18 protein-coding genes are annotated in these 16,009 nt (G+C 72.1%); 15 read left to right on the top strand and 3 right to left on the bottom strand.

Going from position 1 to position 16,009, the window contains the following annotated elements; translation table 11 throughout:
- Positions 1-35: 35 nt before the first annotated feature.
- Positions 36-800, bottom strand: coding sequence for a hypothetical protein (locus PZ894_RS21525; protein ID WP_275747944.1), 765 nt, complete (start codon positions 798-800; stop codon positions 36-38).
- Positions 801-1,011: 211 nt separating this feature from the next.
- On the opposite strand from PZ894_RS21525, the gene PZ894_RS21520 reads away from it, so the two are divergent.
- Both PZ894_RS21520 and PZ894_RS21515 read left to right on the top strand, forming a co-directional pair.
- Positions 1,012-1,947, top strand: coding sequence for a Ppx/GppA phosphatase family protein (locus PZ894_RS21520; RefSeq protein WP_275747942.1), 936 nt, complete (start codon positions 1,012-1,014; stop codon positions 1,945-1,947).
- A gap of 5 nt (positions 1,948-1,952) precedes the next feature.
- On the top strand, positions 1,953-2,738 hold the full coding sequence (locus PZ894_RS21515) for a sugar phosphate isomerase/epimerase (RefSeq protein ID WP_275747941.1): 786 nt from the start codon (positions 1,953-1,955) through the stop codon (positions 2,736-2,738).
- 7 nt (positions 2,739-2,745) lie between these two features.
- Here the strand turns inward: PZ894_RS21515 and PZ894_RS21510 are convergent, their stop codons facing one another.
- Positions 2,746-4,293, bottom strand: coding sequence for a PucR family transcriptional regulator (locus PZ894_RS21510; protein ID WP_275747940.1), 1,548 nt, complete (start codon positions 4,291-4,293; stop codon positions 2,746-2,748).
- 145 nt (positions 4,294-4,438) lie between these two features.
- Here PZ894_RS21510 and PZ894_RS21505 point away from each other — a divergent pair, with 145 nt between their 5' ends.
- The 8 genes from PZ894_RS21505 (at position 4,439) to PZ894_RS21470 (ending at position 10,837) form a co-directional block, all read left to right on the top strand.
- On the top strand, positions 4,439-4,909 hold the full coding sequence (locus tag PZ894_RS21505) for a nucleoside deaminase (protein WP_275747938.1): 471 nt from the start codon (positions 4,439-4,441) through the stop codon (positions 4,907-4,909).
- Complete coding sequence (gene codB / locus PZ894_RS21500) at positions 4,906-6,201, top strand: cytosine permease (protein WP_275747937.1); 1,296 nt, start codon at positions 4,906-4,908, stop codon at positions 6,199-6,201. Before PZ894_RS21505 ends, codB begins: the two co-directional genes overlap by 4 nt.
- 11 nt (positions 6,202-6,212) lie before the next feature.
- Positions 6,213-6,821: a TetR family transcriptional regulator gene (locus PZ894_RS21495; protein WP_275747936.1), complete on the top strand. Its 609-nt coding sequence runs from the start codon at positions 6,213-6,215 to the stop codon at positions 6,819-6,821.
- Positions 6,822-6,975: 154 nt separating this feature from the next.
- The gene (locus PZ894_RS21490; protein WP_275747935.1) at positions 6,976-7,686 is read left to right on the top strand and encodes an ABC transporter ATP-binding protein; all 711 of its coding nucleotides are present in this window, start codon (positions 6,976-6,978) and stop codon (positions 7,684-7,686) included.
- Entirely contained in the window at positions 7,683-8,414 is a 732-nt protein-coding gene (locus PZ894_RS21485) for an ABC transporter permease (protein WP_275747934.1), read from the top strand. Before PZ894_RS21490 ends, PZ894_RS21485 begins: the two co-directional genes overlap by 4 nt.
- 57 nt (positions 8,415-8,471) lie before the next feature.
- The gene (locus PZ894_RS21480) at positions 8,472-9,416 is read left to right on the top strand and encodes a proline dehydrogenase family protein (protein WP_345799165.1); all 945 of its coding nucleotides are present in this window, start codon (positions 8,472-8,474) and stop codon (positions 9,414-9,416) included.
- A 10-nt stretch (positions 9,417-9,426) separates the two neighbouring features.
- Positions 9,427-10,233: a pyrroline-5-carboxylate reductase gene (proC, locus tag PZ894_RS21475; protein ID WP_275747931.1), complete on the top strand. Its 807-nt coding sequence runs from the start codon at positions 9,427-9,429 to the stop codon at positions 10,231-10,233.
- Between the two features lie 58 nt (positions 10,234-10,291).
- On the top strand, positions 10,292-10,837 hold the full coding sequence (locus tag PZ894_RS21470; protein WP_275747929.1) for a TerD family protein: 546 nt from the start codon (positions 10,292-10,294) through the stop codon (positions 10,835-10,837).
- 7 nt (positions 10,838-10,844) lie between these two features.
- Here PZ894_RS21470 and trpS read toward each other — a convergent pair whose 3' ends face one another.
- On the bottom strand, positions 10,845-11,810 hold the full coding sequence (trpS, locus tag PZ894_RS21465) for a tryptophan--tRNA ligase (RefSeq protein ID WP_275747928.1): 966 nt from the start codon (positions 11,808-11,810) through the stop codon (positions 10,845-10,847).
- 162 nt (positions 11,811-11,972) lie between these two features.
- Here trpS and PZ894_RS21460 point away from each other — a divergent pair, with 162 nt between their 5' ends.
- From PZ894_RS21460 to PZ894_RS21440, 5 genes are all read left to right on the top strand, one after another.
- Positions 11,973-13,172: an acetoin utilization protein AcuC gene (locus tag PZ894_RS21460; protein WP_275747927.1), complete on the top strand. Its 1,200-nt coding sequence runs from the start codon at positions 11,973-11,975 to the stop codon at positions 13,170-13,172.
- A gap of 191 nt (positions 13,173-13,363) precedes the next feature.
- Positions 13,364-13,567, top strand: a complete 204-nt coding sequence (locus tag PZ894_RS21455; RefSeq protein WP_275747926.1) for a helix-turn-helix domain-containing protein — start codon at positions 13,364-13,366, stop codon at positions 13,565-13,567.
- 138 nt (positions 13,568-13,705) lie between these two features.
- The gene (locus tag PZ894_RS21450) at positions 13,706-13,807 is read left to right on the top strand and encodes an AURKAIP1/COX24 domain-containing protein (RefSeq protein ID WP_008356322.1); all 102 of its coding nucleotides are present in this window, start codon (positions 13,706-13,708) and stop codon (positions 13,805-13,807) included.
- Between the two features lie 19 nt (positions 13,808-13,826).
- Complete coding sequence (locus PZ894_RS21445) at positions 13,827-14,876, top strand: NAD-dependent epimerase/dehydratase family protein (RefSeq protein ID WP_275747924.1); 1,050 nt, start codon at positions 13,827-13,829, stop codon at positions 14,874-14,876.
- Positions 14,869-16,008 carry a 1-acyl-sn-glycerol-3-phosphate acyltransferase gene (locus PZ894_RS21440; RefSeq protein ID WP_275747922.1) on the top strand — a complete coding sequence of 380 codons (1,140 nt, stop codon included), beginning with the start codon at positions 14,869-14,871 and terminating at the stop codon, positions 16,006-16,008. Before PZ894_RS21445 ends, PZ894_RS21440 begins: the two co-directional genes overlap by 8 nt.
- The last annotated feature ends 1 nt before the right edge of the window (position 16,009 follow it).

Here is a 16,009-nt window from a genome sequence, read left to right as displayed (position 1 = left end):
CACCGGGGTCGGTGTTTCTTGACGTCGAGAGGTCCTCAGTGCGGATCTGCGGGATGCAACGCGAGGGCCGAACGGGACCGCACGTGAGCGTCGCAGTGCCGCACCAGCTCGTCGTACGCCGGCCTGCCGATCAGCTCGGTCAGCTCGGCCTCGTGGGTGACGTAGACGGGCTCGGGTGCGACGTGCGCCTCGGTGTTGCCGGAGCAGTACCAGTCGAGGTCGTGGCCGCCGGGACCCCAGCCGCGGCGGTCGTACTCGCCGATCGAGACCTCGGTGTACGTCGTGCCGTCCTGGCGCTCCACGGTGCGGAACGTCCGCCGGATGGGCAGCTGCCAGCACACGTCCGGCTTGGTCTCGACGGGGTTCTTCTCGAGCACGTAGGCCAGGGCGTGCAGCGCGCAGCCGGCCCCCAGGTGGAAGTCGCTGCGGTTGTGGAACACGCACGCCTGCTGGCCGTCGATCTCGGTCGTGCGCGTCTTGCGCTCGCCGTCCTCGTCGAGCTCGATCCAGTCCTTCTTCTTCACGGACCGGCCGCGCGGCCTCTGCTGCCACAGCTCCTCGTCGAGCAGGTCGACGTACGCCGCGACCCGCTGCTCGTCGGCCTTGTCGGCGAAGTGGGCGCCGAGCGTGCAGCAGCCGACGTCGGGAGCGTCGGCGTAGATGCCCTGGCACCCCTCGCCGAAGATGCACCGGTAGCTCGACGTCAGCCAGGTGAGGTCGCAGCGCAGCACCTCGGACTCGTCGGCCGGGTTCACGAACTCCACGTAGGCGCGGGGGAAGACCAGGTCGACTTCGGGCACGACCCAACCCTACGTGGAGATCCCTGCGTCCCTAGGCCGTGTTGATCGAGTGAGCGCCGTCGCGAGCGGCGCGATGGGCGTGCGATGACAAGGCGCCGGAGCGACGGCATACCCGTTCGTCTTCCGAGCGACGGCAACGCAGTCAGCGTGCGTCCAGCGCGTCGCGTAGCAGGCGCGGAATTGATCAACACGGCCTAGTAGCGTGGGATCCATGCGCCTGGGGGTCCTCGACATCGGGTCCAACACCGGACACCTCCTGGTGGTCGACGCGCACCGCGGCGCGGCGCCGCTGCCGGCGTACTCCTACAAGGAGCCGCTGCGCCTGGCCGAGCACCTCGACGCCACGGGAGCCGTGTCCCGGCAGGGGATCGACGCCCTGGCCGCGTTCACGTCGCAGGCACAGCGGGTGGCCGAGGAGAAGGGCTGCGAGGACATGCTCGCGTTCGCGACCTCCGCGGTCCGCGACGCGATCAACTCCGAGGCGGCGCTGCGCGAGATCGCCGAGCGCACGGGTCTGCCGATCCCGGTGCTGTCGGGTGACGACGAGGCACGGCTGACCTTCCTCGCCGTACGACGGTGGCTCGGCTGGTCCGCCGGTCGGCTGTGGGTCTTCGACATCGGCGGCGGGTCGCTGGAGATCGCGGGCGGCGCCGACGAGGAGCCCGAGGTGGCGTGGTCGCTGCCGCTGGGCGCGGCCCGCCTCGCTCGCCAGCACCTCGGGGCCGCTCCCGTCGACGACGACGCGCTGCGCGCGCTGCGCAAGCAGGTCCGGGCGGGGGTCGCGCGCGACGCCGGGCGGCTGCTGCGTCACGGCCCGCCCGACCACGCGGCCGCGACCTCGAAGACCTTCCGCTCGTTGGCGCGCATCTGCGGCGCCGCGCCGTCGGCCGAGGGGCCGATGGTGCCGCGGTCGCTTCCGCTGGCCGCCGTCGTCGAGTGGATCCCCAAGCTGGCCGCGATGCGGCACGACGAGCTCGCTGGCCTGCCCGGCGTCTCCGCCGGCCGGGCCCACCAGATGCTGCCCGGAGCGCTCGTCGCCGAGGCCGTGATGGACATCCTCGAGCTCGGGGCGCTCGAGATCTGCCCGTGGGCGCTGCGCGAGGGTGTGATCCTCGAGCGGCTCGACCAGATCAGCGCGCAGGGGTGAGGCACGTGCCGCGCATCGGACTCTCGACGGTCTCGGTCTACCCCGAGTCGTCCGCGCACGCCTTCTCGTACGCCGCCGGGCTCGGCTACGACGCGATCGAGGTGATGGTCGGCATCGACGCGCTCAGCCAGCAGACCGCGGCGATCCGACAGCTCTCCGAGCACCACGACATGCCGATCTCCGCCGTGCACGCCCCCTGCCTGCTGTTCACCCAGCGGGTCTGGGGCACCGAGCCGTGGGGCAAGCTCGAGCGGTCGGCGGAGATGGCGCACGCCGTCGGCGCCGAGGTGGTCGTCGTGCACCCGCCGTTCCGCTGGCAGAAGACCTACGCCCGCGACTTCGTCGACGGGATCGCGGCGCTGGAGGCGTCGACGGGGCTGGCGTTCGCGGTCGAGAACATGTACCCGTGGCGCACCTCCGGCCGCTCGATGGAGATGTACCTGCCCGGCTGGGATCCGTCGGAGCAGCCGTACGCCAACACCACGATCGACCTGTCGCACGCCTCGATCGCCCACGCCGACGTGGTCGCGATGGCCACCCGCCTCGGCGAGCGGCTGAGGCACGTCCACCTCACCGACGGGACGCGGTCGGCGAAGGACGAGCACCTCGTCCCGGGCCGGGGGACGACCGGTGCCGACGCCTTCCTCCGACACCTGGCGACGACCGGGTTCGCGGGGGAGATCGTGCTGGAGATCAACACCCGCAAGTGCGCCGACCGGGTCGAGCGCGAGCGCGACCTGCGGGAGTCGCTCGAGTTCGCGCGCCAGCACCTGGGCGCCGCGGCCCCGTAGCGCCGCGCTAGGCCGGCTTGCGGTCGAACGCCGCCTGGAGGTCCAGGCCGGTGCGCATCCGCCACGCCGTCAGCGCCACCGAGAGGCAGCCCACCTGACCGGCGTCGTCCAGTGAGACCCCCAGCAGCCGCTCGACCTTGGCCAGCCGGGCATAGAGCGACTGCCGCCGGATGCCGAGCGCGGCGGCCGTCCGCGACTTGCTCCCGCCGTGGCTGACGAACGCGTCGAGCGTCCGGACCAGGTCTCCGGAGGTCTCGCGGTCGTGGTCGATCATCGGGCCGAGCTGCTCGGAGACGAACGCCGAGAGCGCCGAGCCGGGCCCGGCGGCCAGCAGCCGCTGCACGCCGACGTCGCGGGTCAGGAGCACGCCGGTCCGGGTGCCGAACCGGCGTGCGATCTGCACGACCTCCCGGGCCTGGGCGACGGCGGCGCCCAGCTCGGCGAGGTCGACGACGGGCGTGGCCACGGCGAGGGTGCGCACGGCGCCGGCCAGGTCGCCCGCCCCGGTCAGCACGGCGTCGTACACCTCCACGAACGCCGCGCGCACCCGCGGCGGCTCCGCGCGCTGCCAGCCGTGCGCGAGCACGACGACCTGGCTGCCCGCGACCCCCGCCACGCAGGGGCCCAGCACCTGCTGGACCGCGTCGCGCACGGGGGGCAGCAGCTCCTGCACGGGTGTCCGGGGGTCGACGTCGACGGCCGCGGTCAGCACGTGCTGACGTTCGCCGGGGGCCCAGCCGAGGTCGGTGAGCCGCTCGTGCAGGTCGCCCGCCGACACCAGGGAGCCGGCGACGAGGTCGGTGACGATCGCCTGGGACAGGGAGGGGCGCTGCCCGACGCCGGGATGGCGGCCGAGCTCGAGCGCGACGGCGGCGGCCGCCCGCTGGGCGACGGCGGTGCGCCGCGCGGTGCTCCGGCCGCGCAGCACCAGCCGGCCGGTCGTGCCGGTCTGCACCCGCACCTCGGCCACGACGACGTCGGTGTCGGCGGCCGGTACGGCGATCCGGCTCCGGCCGACCACCCGGTCGTCGGTGTCGACGAGCTCGACGGTGCAGCCGGCGAGACGCGCGATCGCGTCGAGGAGCACGGCCATGCCCTGGCCGAGCATCACCGGCGCGAGAAGCTCCTGCCAGATCGCCTCGCCCGAGCGGGCGGACCCGAGCTTGCGGCGCACGAGCAGGTCGTGGAAGTCCTCGACCATCCGCTCGAACGGGACGACGGAGTGGAAGGCCAGGAAGGCGACCCCGCGCCGGCGGGCCGTGTCGACCAGCTCGGGAGGCACGTCGAAGAACGAGCGTCCGATCTCCATCCCCAGTGCCACGCAGCCCGCGTCGGCGAGCTGGTCGACGTACGCCACGAGCTGGTCGGCGGTCCGTCCGTGCAGGCCGAGCCCGGAGGTGAGCAGGACCTCGCCGCCGGCGAGGAGGCCGCCCATCTCGTAGACCTCGGACGAGTGCACCCACCGCACGACCGCGTCGAGGTCGCCGGTGACGACCTCCACCGAGGCGGACCGGAAGGAGGGCAGTGCGAGCACGTCGCGCAGCGTCGGCATCATCCGCCCATGGTGCCCCGCCGGGGACGATCTGTCCGTCAGGTCGGGGGCCTAGGCGGACAGGGTGTCCCTTGTCGTGGCGTCGGGGCTCTGGCCAAGGTGTGGCGTGCGCCGCACCCGCGGCCGGGCACCGACACCAGGAGGCTTCGTGACCACCGCAGGACATCTGGACGACAAGCACTTCCTCGGACTCGCGATCGAGCAGGCCCGCCTCGGGTGGGAGGAAGGCGGCGTGCCCATCGGGGCGGCACTGGTGACCAACGAGGGAGAGGTCCTCGCGGTCGGCCGCAACCGGCGGGTCCAGCTGGGCAGCGCGATCCGGCACGGCGAGACCGACTGCATCGAGCAGGCCGGCCGACTCACGGCGTCGGTCTACCGCAACAGCGTGCTCTACACGACGTTGTCGCCGTGCTTCATGTGCGCCGGCACGTCGGTCCTCTACGACATCCCGCGGATCGTGGTCGGCGAGAACCGCACGTTCGAGACGTCCGAGAGCTGGCTGCGCAGCCGCGGTGTGGTCGTCGACGTGCTCGACGACCCCGCCTGCCGGCAGCTGATGGACCGCATGCTCGCCGAGCGTCCGGGGCTGTGGGCCGAGGACATCGGGGAGGAGGCGTGACCACGAACACCGGAGGCCGCGTCGACGTCGGGGCCGAGCCGATCGATCCCGACTACCCCGTCACGCCGGTCCCGCCGCACGCCCGCAAGTCGTTCGGGTCGCTGGCCGTGGTCCTGCTCGGGTTCACGATCTTCACGCCGACCATGCTCGCCGGCGCCCAGCTCGGCCCGGCCTTCGGGTTCGGGGAGCTGCTGCTGGTCATCCTCGCCGGGTCGGCCATCCTCGGCACGTACGTCGCGCTGATGGGCTACGTCGGCGCCCGCACCGGGCTGACCACGGTGGTGATGGCGCGCTACAGCTTCGGCAACCGCGGCTCGAAGCTGGCCTCGATCCTGCTGGGCGGCACCCAGATCGGGTGGTACGGCGTGGTCGTCGGCACGATCGGCGACCTCACCGCCGAGGCGGCGGGCTGGGACTCCTACGCCGCGAAGGCCACGATCATGGTGCTCACCAGCGTCCTGATGTGCGTCACCGCGTGCTACGGCTACCGCGGGATGTACTGGGTCTCGCTGGTCTCCACGCCCCTGATCCTCGTGCTCGCGGTCTGGGTCGTGGTCCGCTCGCTCGACGAGGTCGGCGGCCTCAGTGGTCTGTTCGACGTCGAGCCGACAGCCACGATGGCGCTGTCGGTGGCGATCACCACGGTCGTCGGCACGTTCGTCTCCGCCGGCACTCAGGCGCCGAACTGGACCCGTTTCGGCCGCTCCGGGTCGCAGGCGGTCTGGGCCTGCCTCATCGGGTTCCTCGTCGGCAACGGCCTGATGATCCTCTTCGGCGCGATCGGTGCGATCACGTTCGGCGAGGGCGACTTCGTGCTGGTGCTCTACAACCTGGGGCTCGTCGGCTGGGGCGTCTTCTTGCTGTTCGGCAACCTCTGGAAGTCCAACGCGGACACCGCGTACGCGTTCGGCGTCGCCGGGGCCGAGCTGTTCGAGAAGCCGTCGAAGACGCCGTTCGTCGTGGGCGGCTCCGTGATCGGCACGGTGCTCGCACTGACGGGCGTCCAGAACCACCTGATCGACTACCTCGGCCTGCTCGGCACGTTCATCCCGCCACTGGGCGGCGTGATCATCGCCGACTTCTTCCTGCGGTGGCGCCGCGGCATCCCGGCCGAGCTGACGCCGCCGGCGTTCGACGTGCGCAACGTCGCGACGTACGCCGTCGCCAGCGCCCTCGCCTACTGGTCGAAGGAGGCCGAGGTCGGGATCCCGCCGGTCATCGGGATCGTGGTCGCCGTCATCGTCGCCGTCGCGCTCGACCGGACCCGCACCGAGAGGGTCGCCACGCCGTAGCCTGATCGACCATGGACCAGACCAGGCCGGTGGCGCCGGGGCGGCGGGGTCGCCGGCCCGGCGCCCCCGACACCCGGGCCGCGATCCTCACGGCCGCTCGCGCGCGCTTCGCCGAGCAGGGCTACGGACGTACGTCGGTCCGCGCGGTCGCCGCGGACGCCGGCGTCGACGCGGCGCTGGTGCACCACTACTTCGGCACCAAGCACGACCTGTTCGTCGCCGCGCTCGAGCTCCCGATCGATCCGAGCGCCGTGATCGGGCCGGCCGTCGAGGGTGGCATCGACGGGGCCGCCGAACGTCTGCTCACCGCCTTCCTCGGGGTGTGGGACGACCCGGAGCTGAAGACGCCGCTGCTCGGCGTCGTCCGCGGGATCCTGGAGCCCGGTGGGCCGACGCTGATCCGCGAGGGCTTCCTGCCCGCCATCGTGCTGCCCGTCGCCACCGCCCTCGGCCTGGACCACCCGGAGCGCCGCCTGCCGTTCGTGGCCAGCCAGATCTTCGGGCTGATCATCGCCCGCTATGTCCTCGAGCTCGAACCGCTCGCCTCCATGCCGGCCGCGGACGTCGTCACCGCCGTCGCTCCCACGATCCAGCGCTACTTCGAGATGCCGCTGCCGTAGCGAGGCCGGCCGGTGCGGGGATACCCGGTGCACCGGGTATCCCCGCACTTCTCGGGTGTTGCATCGGCCGAGAAGTGCGAGATTCCCCGGTGCACCGGGTATTCCGCCCGGTCACCCCTTGCCGCACCACCCCACGCCACGCATAATTCATCGTATGGTGAATAACGCGGTGGAGATCCACGACCTGCACGTGGTCCGCGGGGGGCGCACGGTGCTGGAACACCTCGACGTGACGATCGGTGGCGGGGTGACCGGCCTGCTCGGTCCGTCCGGCTGCGGCAAGTCCACGCTGATGCGCTGCCTGGTCGGCGTCCAGCAGGTCAAGGCCGGCACCGTGACCGTCTTCGGGGAGCCGGCCGGCAGCCAGCCGCTGCGGGCGCGGGTCGGCTACGTCACCCAGGCGGCGAGCGTGTACGACGACCTCACCGTCGCCGAGAACCTCAGGTTCTTCGCGCGCGTGCTCGGCGCCGGCCGCGACGACGTCGAGCGTGCCGTCGACGCCGTCGACCTCGCCGCTCACCAAGGCCAGGTGGTGGGGCGGCTCAGCGGCGGCCAGCGGTCCCGCGCCAGCCTCGCCGCCGCGCTGCTCGGGAAGCCCGACCTGCTGGTGCTCGACGAGCCGACCGTCGGGCTCGACCCCGTGCTGCGACGCGACCTCTGGGCGCTGTTCCACGGGCTCGCGGAGGAGGGAGCCGCGGTCTTCGTGTCGAGCCACGTGATGGACGAGGCCGACCGCTGCGACCGGCTGCTGCTGATGCGCGAGGGCCGGCTCATCGCCGACGGGAGCCCGCAGGAGATCCGCGAGAAGGCGGGCACGGACGACGTCGAGTCCGCGTTCCTCGCCATCGTGGAGGGAGCGGCATGAACGCACGCATCACTCTCGCGATCTCCGGTCGCGTGCTCACCCAGATCCGCCGTGACCACCGCACGCTCGCCATGCTGCTGGTGCTCCCGTGCCTGCTGATCACCCTGCTGTGGTGGATGTTCGAGGACACCCCGGTCTTCGACGAGGTCGGCCCCGCCCTGCTGGCGATGTTCCCGTTCATCGTGATGTTCCTCGTCACGAGCGTGACCACCCTGCGGGAACGCTCCAGCGGCACCCTCGAGCGCCTGCTCGCGATGCCGATGGGCAAGCTCGACTTCCTGCTCGGGTACGGCGTGGCGTTCGGCGTGGTCGCGGCGGCGCAGTCGGTGCTCGCGGTGGCCTTGAGCGTCGGCCTGCTCGACCTGGACGTGCAGGGCCCGGTCTGGCTGCTGACGGTGGTCTCGGTCGTCGACGCCGTGCTCGGCACGGCACTCGGCCTGTTCGTCAGCGCCTTCGCGCAGACCGAGTTCCAGGCCGTGCAGTTCATGCCGGCGGTCGTGATCCCGCAGATCCTGCTGTGCGGGCTCTTCATCCCCCGCGACCAGCTGCCGGACGTGCTCGAGTGGGTCAGCGACGTCCTTCCCCTCAGCTACGCCGTCGACGCCATGCAGACGCTCACCCTGACGGCCGAGACCGCCGACGTCTGGCAGGACCTGGTGGTGGTCGCGGCGTTCGCCCTGGGCGGCCTCGTGCTCGGCGCCGCCACCCTGCGGCGGCGTACCCCCTGAGACGACCCCTGGAATCGGTGCCCGCGGCGCCCCGGACGTAGCCTGAGAGGCATGTCCATCCTCCGTCAGCCGCTCCTGCTCCTTGCCCGCAGCGCCGCGGTCAAGCAGCTGGTGAGCGCCATGCCGGTCTCGGCCGGGATCGTCCACAGCCATGTCCCCGGCGAGACCACCGAGGCCGCCGTCGAGGCGACCGCCGGGCTCGCCGACGAGGGCCTCCTGGCGACCCTCGACTTCCTCGGCGAGGACACCCTGGACGCCGAGCAGGCCGAGGCGACCGTGCAGGCCTACCTCGACCTCCTCCGGGAGCTCTCCGCCCGCGGCCTGACCCGCGGCGCGGAGGTCTCGGTGAAGCTGAGCGCGATCGGCCAGTTCCTGCCCGACGCCGCCGGATTCGGGGGAGGTCACAAGATCGCGCTCGAGAACGCCCGCACGATCTGCCGCGCCGCCCGCAACGCCGGCACCACGGTCACCCTCGACATGGAGGACCACACCACCACCGACTCGACGCTGACGATCCTGCGCGAGCTGCGCAAGGACTTCCCCGAGACCGGCGCCGTGCTGCAGGCGATGCTCCACCGCACCGAGGCCGACTGCCGCGCGCTCGCGCACGAGGGCTCCCGGGTGCGGCTCTGCAAGGGCGCCTACCTCGAGCCCGAGACCGTCGCCTTCCAGGAGCGCCTCGAGATCGACAAGGCCTACGTGCGCTGCCTGAAGGTCCTGCTCGCGGGCGAGGGCTACCCGATGATCGCGACCCACGACCCGCGGATGATCGAGATCGCGTCGTCGCTGGCCAGCCGCCACGGCCGTGCGCCGGGCAGCTACGAGTTCCAGATGCTCTACGGCATCCGGCCGGACGAGCAGCGCCGCCTGGCCGGCAAGGGCGAGCGGGTGCGCGTCTACGTGCCCTACGGCACCGAGTGGTACGGCTACCTGATGAGAAGGCTCGCCGAGCGTCCGCAGAACCTGACATTCTTCCTGCGGTCCCTCATCTCCAAGAGCTAGCGGAGCGTCCATGTCCCAAACTGCCATTCTCGGAGCCGGCGTCATGGGCGAGACCCTCCTCTCCGGCCTGGTCCGCGCGGGCCGCCGGGTCGACAACCTGCTCGTCGGAGAGAAGCGCGCCGAGCGGGCCAGCGAGCTCGAGGAGCGGTACGGCGTCGCGGTGGTGACCAACGTCGAGGCGGCGCGCAAGGCCGACACCCTCGCGCTGGTGGTCAAGCCCCAGGACATGGGCGACCTGCTCGACGAGATCGCGCCGGCGTTGCGCCCCGGACAGCTCGTGGTCTCCCTGGCCGCCGGCATCACCACCGCGTTCATCGAGGCCCGCGTGCCCGAGGGCGTCGCCGTCGTCCGGGTCATGCCCAACACCCCGGCCCTGGTCGACGAGGGCATGGCCGCGATCTCGCCGGGCTCCCACTGCGGCGACGAGCACCTCGCCGAGGCGGAGGAGCTGATGGCGTCGGTCGGCAAGGTGCTGCGCATCCCGGAGCGCCAGCAGGACGCGGTCACCGCGATCTCGGGCTCCGGCCCGGCGTACATCTTCTACGTCGTCGAGTCGATGATCGAGGCCGGCGTCCACCTCGGCCTGCCGCGCTCGACCGCCACCGATCTCGTCGTCCAGACCGTGGTCGGCTCGGCGAAGATGCTCCGCGAGACCGGCACCCACCCCGTGGTGCTGCGCGAACAGGTCACCTCGCCGGCCGGCACCACCGCCGCAGCGCTGCGCGAGCTCGAGATCCACAAGGTGCGCGCGGCCTTCCTCGCCGCGATGGAGGCGGCCCGCGACCGGTCGAGGTCCCTCGCCCAGGGCAACGGCTGAGGGCAACGGCTGAGGGAACGGCTGAGCGCGCCTGCTGGGGCGCGCTAACGTCGTCCGCGTGATCGAGCTGCAGATCGGCCAGGAGGTCGAGCTTGCCGGGAAGCTCCGGATGGGCCTCGGCTGGGACAAGGTGCCCCACGCGGGCGCGCTCAGCGCCGGGGCCCGCGACGTCGACCTCGACGCGTCGGCGATCGAGTTCGGGGGCGGCCGCCTCTTCGACATCGCCTTCTACAACAACACGCAGACGCGCGACGGGTCCGTCGTCCACCTCGGCGACAACCTCACCGGCAGCGGCGAGGGCGACGACGAGCTGATCGGCGTCGACCTGGGCCGGGTGCACCCCCAGATCGACACGATCTTCCTGCTCGTCACCAGCTACCAGGGCCAGACTCTGGAGTGGATCGCCAACGCCTACTGCCGCGTCCTCGGCGAGGACGACGTCGAGGTCGCCCGGGTGACGCTCACGCTCGGCATCCCGGACACCGGCGTGGTGCTGGCCCGGATCACCCGCGACGGCGACCGCTGGCGACTGCGCGCGCTCGGCGAGCCCGTCCCAGTCCAGCTGCCGACCGAGTCCGAGCGGGCCCTCAAGCGCCTGCTCTGACCGCCAGTCACAGCCCGATCGCCGCCTCGGCAGCCGCCAGCACCGGCGCGGTGACCTCCCGGCAGTGCTCGGCGCCGGCGCGGAACACCCCGTCGACGTGGACCGGATCGGCCGCGAGCTCGGCGTACCGCTTCTGGAGCGGCTCGAGCTCGGCCACCACGGCGTCGGTGACGGCCCGCTTGAGGGCGCCGTACGTCGTGACGCCCTCGGCGCTGCCGCCACACGCCTCGAGGATCTGCAGGAGGTTGGAGACACCGGGCTTGGTCGGGTCGGACCGGACCGCGTCGTCGCCCGCGTCGGAGTCGGTCACCGCGCGGGCGATCTTGCGGCGTACGACGTCGGGAGGGTCGAGCAGCGCGACGACGCCGGCGGAGTTGTCGGACTTGCCCATCTTGCGGGTCGGGTCGTCGAGTCGCATCACCCGCGCGCCGACGGGCGGGACCGTCACCTCGGGGACCGTGAAGACGGGCCCGTAGGTGTTGTTGAACCGGATCGCGAGGTCGCGGGTCAGCTCGACGTGCTGGCGCTGGTCGGCGCCGACCGGCACCTGCCGCGGCCGGTAGAGCAGGATGTCGGCCGCCATCAGTGCGGGGTAGGTGTAGAGCGAGACCCGTGTGGCGTCCACCCCCCGCCCCTTCTCCTTGAACTGGATCATCCGGTTGAGCTCGCCGGTGTACGCCGTGCACTCGAGCAGGTACGCCAGCTGCGCGTGGGCCGGCACCCGGCTCTGCACGAACAGCGTGGACTCGTCGAGCCCGGCGGCCAGCAGGAGCGTGGCCATCTCGCGGACCGCGTCGCGCAACGCGGTCGGGTCGTGCGGGGTCGTGAGCGCGTGCAGGTCCGCGATGCCGTAGAAGCACTCGGCCCCTGCCTGGCCGGCGGCCATCGGGCGCAGCGCGCCGAGCAGGTTGCCGAGGGTGAGGTGGCCGCTCGGGGTGAGCAGAGAGAGCTTGCGGTGCCGGTGGTGTGACATGGGATCTCCTGGGGTGTGAGAGCCCACGGGTGGCACGCGAGAACGGCCGCCCGTGGGCGGCCGTGTGCAGGGTGTGCTGGGAGGTGGGCCGCCGTCAGGCGGGCCACCAGATGAAGGTACGGGCGATCAGCACGAGACCAGCGTAGCGGTAGCGTCCGTCACATGGCCCAGGCGTCGGTGGAGTGTTCCGGACCGGCGACGGTCGTCTTCGACCAGAGCCTGACGGAGTACGACTTCGGTCCCGACCACCCGATGTCGCCGCTCCGGGTGGACCTGACGATGCGGCTCGCGACCGAGCTCGGCGTCGTCGGCGACCGGCTGCGCGTCGTACCCGCGCCGATGGCGAGCGACGACGTGATCTCGACCGTGCACCGTCCCGAGCTGATCGAGGCCGTGCTGCGGGCCGGTCGCAACCCGGGGACGGTCGACGAGGCGCATGGGCTCGGCTCCGACGACAACCCGGTCTTCCGCGACATGCACCGGGCCGCGGCGCACATCGTCGGGGCGAGCGTGGAGGCGTTCGGACAGGTCTGGAGCGGCGAGTCGATGCATGCCGCCAACATCACCGGCGGCCTGCACCACGCGATGCCCGACCGGGTCAGCGGCTTCTGCATCTACAACGACGTCGCGGTGGGCATCCGCTCCCTGCTCGAGCGGGGAGCGGAGCGGGTCGCGTACGTCGACCTCGACGTCCACCACGGAGACGGCGTCGAGCGGGTGTTCTGGGACGACCCCCGGGTGCTGACGATCTCGCTGCACGAGACGGGCCAGATGCTCTTCCCGGGCACGGGCTTCCCCCGCGACCTCGGTGGCCCGGACGCGCTCGGCTCGGCCGTGAACGTCGCGCTTCCACCGGGCACGGCGGACGCCGGCTGGCTGCGCGCCTTCCACGCCGTGGTGCCGCCGCTGCTGCGCGAGTTCCGGCCCCAGGTGCTCGTCACGCAGCACGGCTGCGACTCCCACGCGGAGGATCCGCTCGCGCACCTGATGCTCACCGTCGACGGTCAGCGCGCGGCGTACCTCGCGCTGCACGACCTCGCCCACGAGCTGTGCGAGGGCCGCTGGGTCGCGACCGGTGGCGGTGGCTACGCGCTGGTCGACGTGGTGCCGCGCGCCTGGAGCCACCTGCTGGCGATCGTGAGCGGCGCGCCGCTCGACCCAGCGCGGGACACCCCGGGCGCCTGGCGCGAGCACGTCCGGGAGCGGCTGGGCCGGGCCGCCCCGATGCGGCTCACCGACGGGCGGACCCCGGCGTACCGTGACTGGAGGGACGGCTACGACCCCGAGGCCTGGCTCGACCGGGCGATCCACGCGACCCGCATGGAGGTGTTCCCACTGCACGGACTCGACCCGATGCCCTGAGGTCGACGGCCGCGAACTACACGGGAGGAGTTCGTCGCCCGGATGCAAGCGGACACGCCGCGTCCTGATCGCATCTTTGATGAACCTCTTCCCCACGAGTCACATCAGGCTCTATTCTCACGCAAGGCACGGCGCGTGTCAGCACCGGTGGGGAAGCCGGTGGCGCGTCCGACAGAAAGAATCGGTGCACGATGGCTACCAGTTCCGGGGACATCAACGACTCGAAGTTCCTCACCGTCGCCGAGGTGGCGGCGATGATGCGGGTCTCCAAGATGACCGTCTACCGGCTCGTCCACGGCGGCGACCTGCCGGCGGTCCGGGTCGGTCGTTCGTTCCGCGTCCTCGAGTCGGACGTCGACGAGTACCTGCGCAAGAGCTTCTACAGCGCCGGCTGAGCCGGACCGAGCCGACCGCGCCGGGCTCCGCGGTCCGGGAGAACCGGTCGATTCTGCCGAGCGGGCGCGCCCGGATAGGCTGGGCCGGTCCGCCGGGTCCGTCCGGGGGCGGCGGTACGGCTGTCGAAAGGTTTCCCTGTGGGTTCTGTCATCAAGAAGCGGCGCAAGCGCATGGCCAAGAAGAAGCACCGCAAGCTGCTGAAGAAGACGCGCGTCCAGCGTCGCAAGCTCGGCAAGTAGGCCTCGCGCTCGTCGTCGCATGGGCAGCGCCGGCACGGTCGTCCTCGTCACCGGGGTCTCGCGTGACCTCGGCCGGAGGTTCGCGCGCGCTGCTGCGGCAGACCCGGGTGTCGCGCGGGTCATCGGCGTCGACGTCGTGCCGCCCCGCGGCGACATCGGCGACGTCTCGTTCGTCCGCGCGGACATCCGCAACCCCGTCATCGCCAAGGTCATCGTCAAGGAGGACGTCGACACCGTCGTCCACATGAGCGTGATCTCGACCCCGGGCAGCGCCGGGGGTCGTCACACGATGAAGGAGCTCAACGTCATCGGGACGATGCAGCTCCTGGCGGCGTGCCAGAAGGCGCCCGGCCTCCGCACGCTCGTCGTGAAGTCGACGACGACGGTCTACGGCGCGAGCAGCCGCGACCCCGCCATGTTCACCGAGGACATGGAGCCTCGCCGCGCGCCGCGCTCCGGCTACGCCAAGGACGTCGCCGAGATCGAGGGGTACGTCCGCGGGTTCGCCCGCCGGCGCCCCGACGTGCGCGTCACCCTGCTGCGCGCGGCCAACGTCATCGGGCCGCACGTCACCAGCCCGATCACGTCCTACTTCCGGCTGCCGGTCATCCCGACCGTGCTCGGCCACGACGCGCGCCTGCAGTTCCTGCACGAGCAGGACCTCCTGGACGTGCTGCTGCACGCGACCCGCAGCGACGTCCCCGGCACCTTCAACGTCGCCGGCGACGGCATCCTGATGCTGTCGCAGGCGTTGCGGCGGCTGCGCCACCCGACGGTCCCGCTCCCGTCGTTCGCGGTCGGCAACGTCGGCTCGACCCTGCGCTCCGCGCGGCTGGCGGACTTCTCGCCCGAGCAGACGGCATTCCTCACCTACGGCCGCGGCGTCGACACGACCCGGATGCGCACCGACCTCGGCTTCGAGCCGACCTTCACCACCGCGGGCGCCTTCGCTGACTTCGCGGCGCCGCTCGCGCCCGCGGGCGGCGGCCGCGCGGAGCGCGCCCTGGCCGGCCTCGCCGAGCGCCTGTCGGAGCCTGTCGCCACCCCGGCCGGGGGTCGCCGTGGGTGACGCCGAGATCATCCCGATCGGCACCCGCGGCCGCCAGGGCCGCGGCACCGGCACCCAGCCCTCCTCGGCGGCGCGTGGCCTCGCCCCGCACAAGCCAGCCCCGAAGAGGCCAGCCTCGAAGAACCCAGCCTCGAAGAAGCCAGCCTCGAAGAAGCAGGCGTCCAAGGAGCAGGCCCCGAAGGCGGCGCCCCGACCCGAGCCGACGGACGAGCCGGTCGAGGAGCCGGCACCCACGCAAGGGATCCCGGCGGCCGACTGGCTGACGGCCTTCCAGCACGCCGCCGTCGACGTGTTCGGCGACGACTGGGAGCCGCAGCTGGCGCGGTTCCTGGCGTTCCTGCGTCGCCGGGTCACCGGCGACTACACCGTCGACGAGTACGGCTTCGACCGGGAGGTCACCGAGCGCTTCCTGATGTCGGCGCTGCGTCCCATCGCGCAGAAGTGGTTCCGCATCGAGGTGCGCGGGATTGAGAACCTACCCGCCGACGGCGGCGCGCTCGTGGTCTCCAACCACTCCGGCACCATCCCGGTCGACGGGCTGATGACGATGGTGTCCATCCACGACCACACGGGGCGGTTCCTGCGCCCGCTCGGCGCCGACCTGGTCTTCCGCCTGCCGTTCGTCAGCTCGATGGCGCGCCGCAGCGGCGCCACTCTCGCGTGCCACGAGGACGCCGAGCGGATGCTCCGCAACGGAGAGCTGGTGGGTGTCTGGCCCGAGGGCTTCAAGGGGATCGGCAAGCCGTATGCCGAGCGCTACAAGCTCCAGCGGTTCGGCCGCGGCGGGTTCGTCGCCGCGGCGGTCCGCACCGGTGTCCCGATCGTCCCGCTCTCGGTCGTCGGCGCCGAGGAGATCTACCCGCTCGTCGGCAACCTGCCCTCGCTGGCCCGGCTGCTGGGCGTGCCGTACATCCCGATCACGCCGTTCTTCCCGGTGCTCGGGCCTCTCGGTCTCGTGCCGCTCCCGTCGAAGTGGCTGCTGGAGTTCGGCGAGCCGATCCGCACCGACGAGTTCGACGCCGGCGCCGCCGAGGACCCGATGCTGGTCTTCAACGTGACCGACCAGGTCCGCGAGACCATCCAGCAGACCCTCTACTCGCTGCTCATGCAGCGTCAGTCCGTCTTCCGCTGAC

This window comes from Nocardioides sp. YIM 152315 (genome assembly GCF_029210375.1).
Classification (GTDB): Bacteria; Actinomycetota; Actinomycetes; order Propionibacteriales; family Nocardioidaceae; genus Nocardioides.
The sequence above is the reverse complement of the archived record's forward strand: the minus strand, read 5'-3'. Positions and strand labels throughout refer to the sequence as shown.

What these genes read in the sequence shown, in the direction of transcription:
- PZ894_RS21510 (WP_275747940.1), bottom strand. Translation starts at nt 4,293, where the DNA reads ATGATGCCGACGCTGCGCGACGTGCTCGCACTGCCCTCCTTCCGGTCC.
- PZ894_RS21520 (WP_275747942.1), top strand. Translation starts at nt 1,012, where the DNA reads ATGCGCCTGGGGGTCCTCGACATCGGGTCCAACACCGGACACCTCCTG.
- proC (WP_275747931.1), top strand. Translation starts at nt 9,427, where the DNA reads ATGTCCCAAACTGCCATTCTCGGAGCCGGCGTCATGGGCGAGACCCTC.
- PZ894_RS21455 (WP_275747926.1), top strand. Translation starts at nt 13,364, where the DNA reads ATGGCTACCAGTTCCGGGGACATCAACGACTCGAAGTTCCTCACCGTC.
- PZ894_RS21485 (WP_275747934.1), top strand. Translation starts at nt 7,683, where the DNA reads ATGAACGCACGCATCACTCTCGCGATCTCCGGTCGCGTGCTCACCCAG.
- trpS (WP_275747928.1), bottom strand. Translation starts at nt 11,810, where the DNA reads ATGTCACACCACCGGCACCGCAAGCTCTCTCTGCTCACCCCGAGCGGC.
- PZ894_RS21490 (WP_275747935.1), top strand. Translation starts at nt 6,976, where the DNA reads ATGGTGAATAACGCGGTGGAGATCCACGACCTGCACGTGGTCCGCGGG.
- PZ894_RS21460 (WP_275747927.1), top strand. Translation starts at nt 11,973, where the DNA reads ATGGCCCAGGCGTCGGTGGAGTGTTCCGGACCGGCGACGGTCGTCTTC.
- PZ894_RS21495 (WP_275747936.1), top strand. Translation starts at nt 6,213, where the DNA reads ATGGACCAGACCAGGCCGGTGGCGCCGGGGCGGCGGGGTCGCCGGCCC.
- PZ894_RS21445 (WP_275747924.1), top strand. Translation starts at nt 13,827, where the DNA reads ATGGGCAGCGCCGGCACGGTCGTCCTCGTCACCGGGGTCTCGCGTGAC.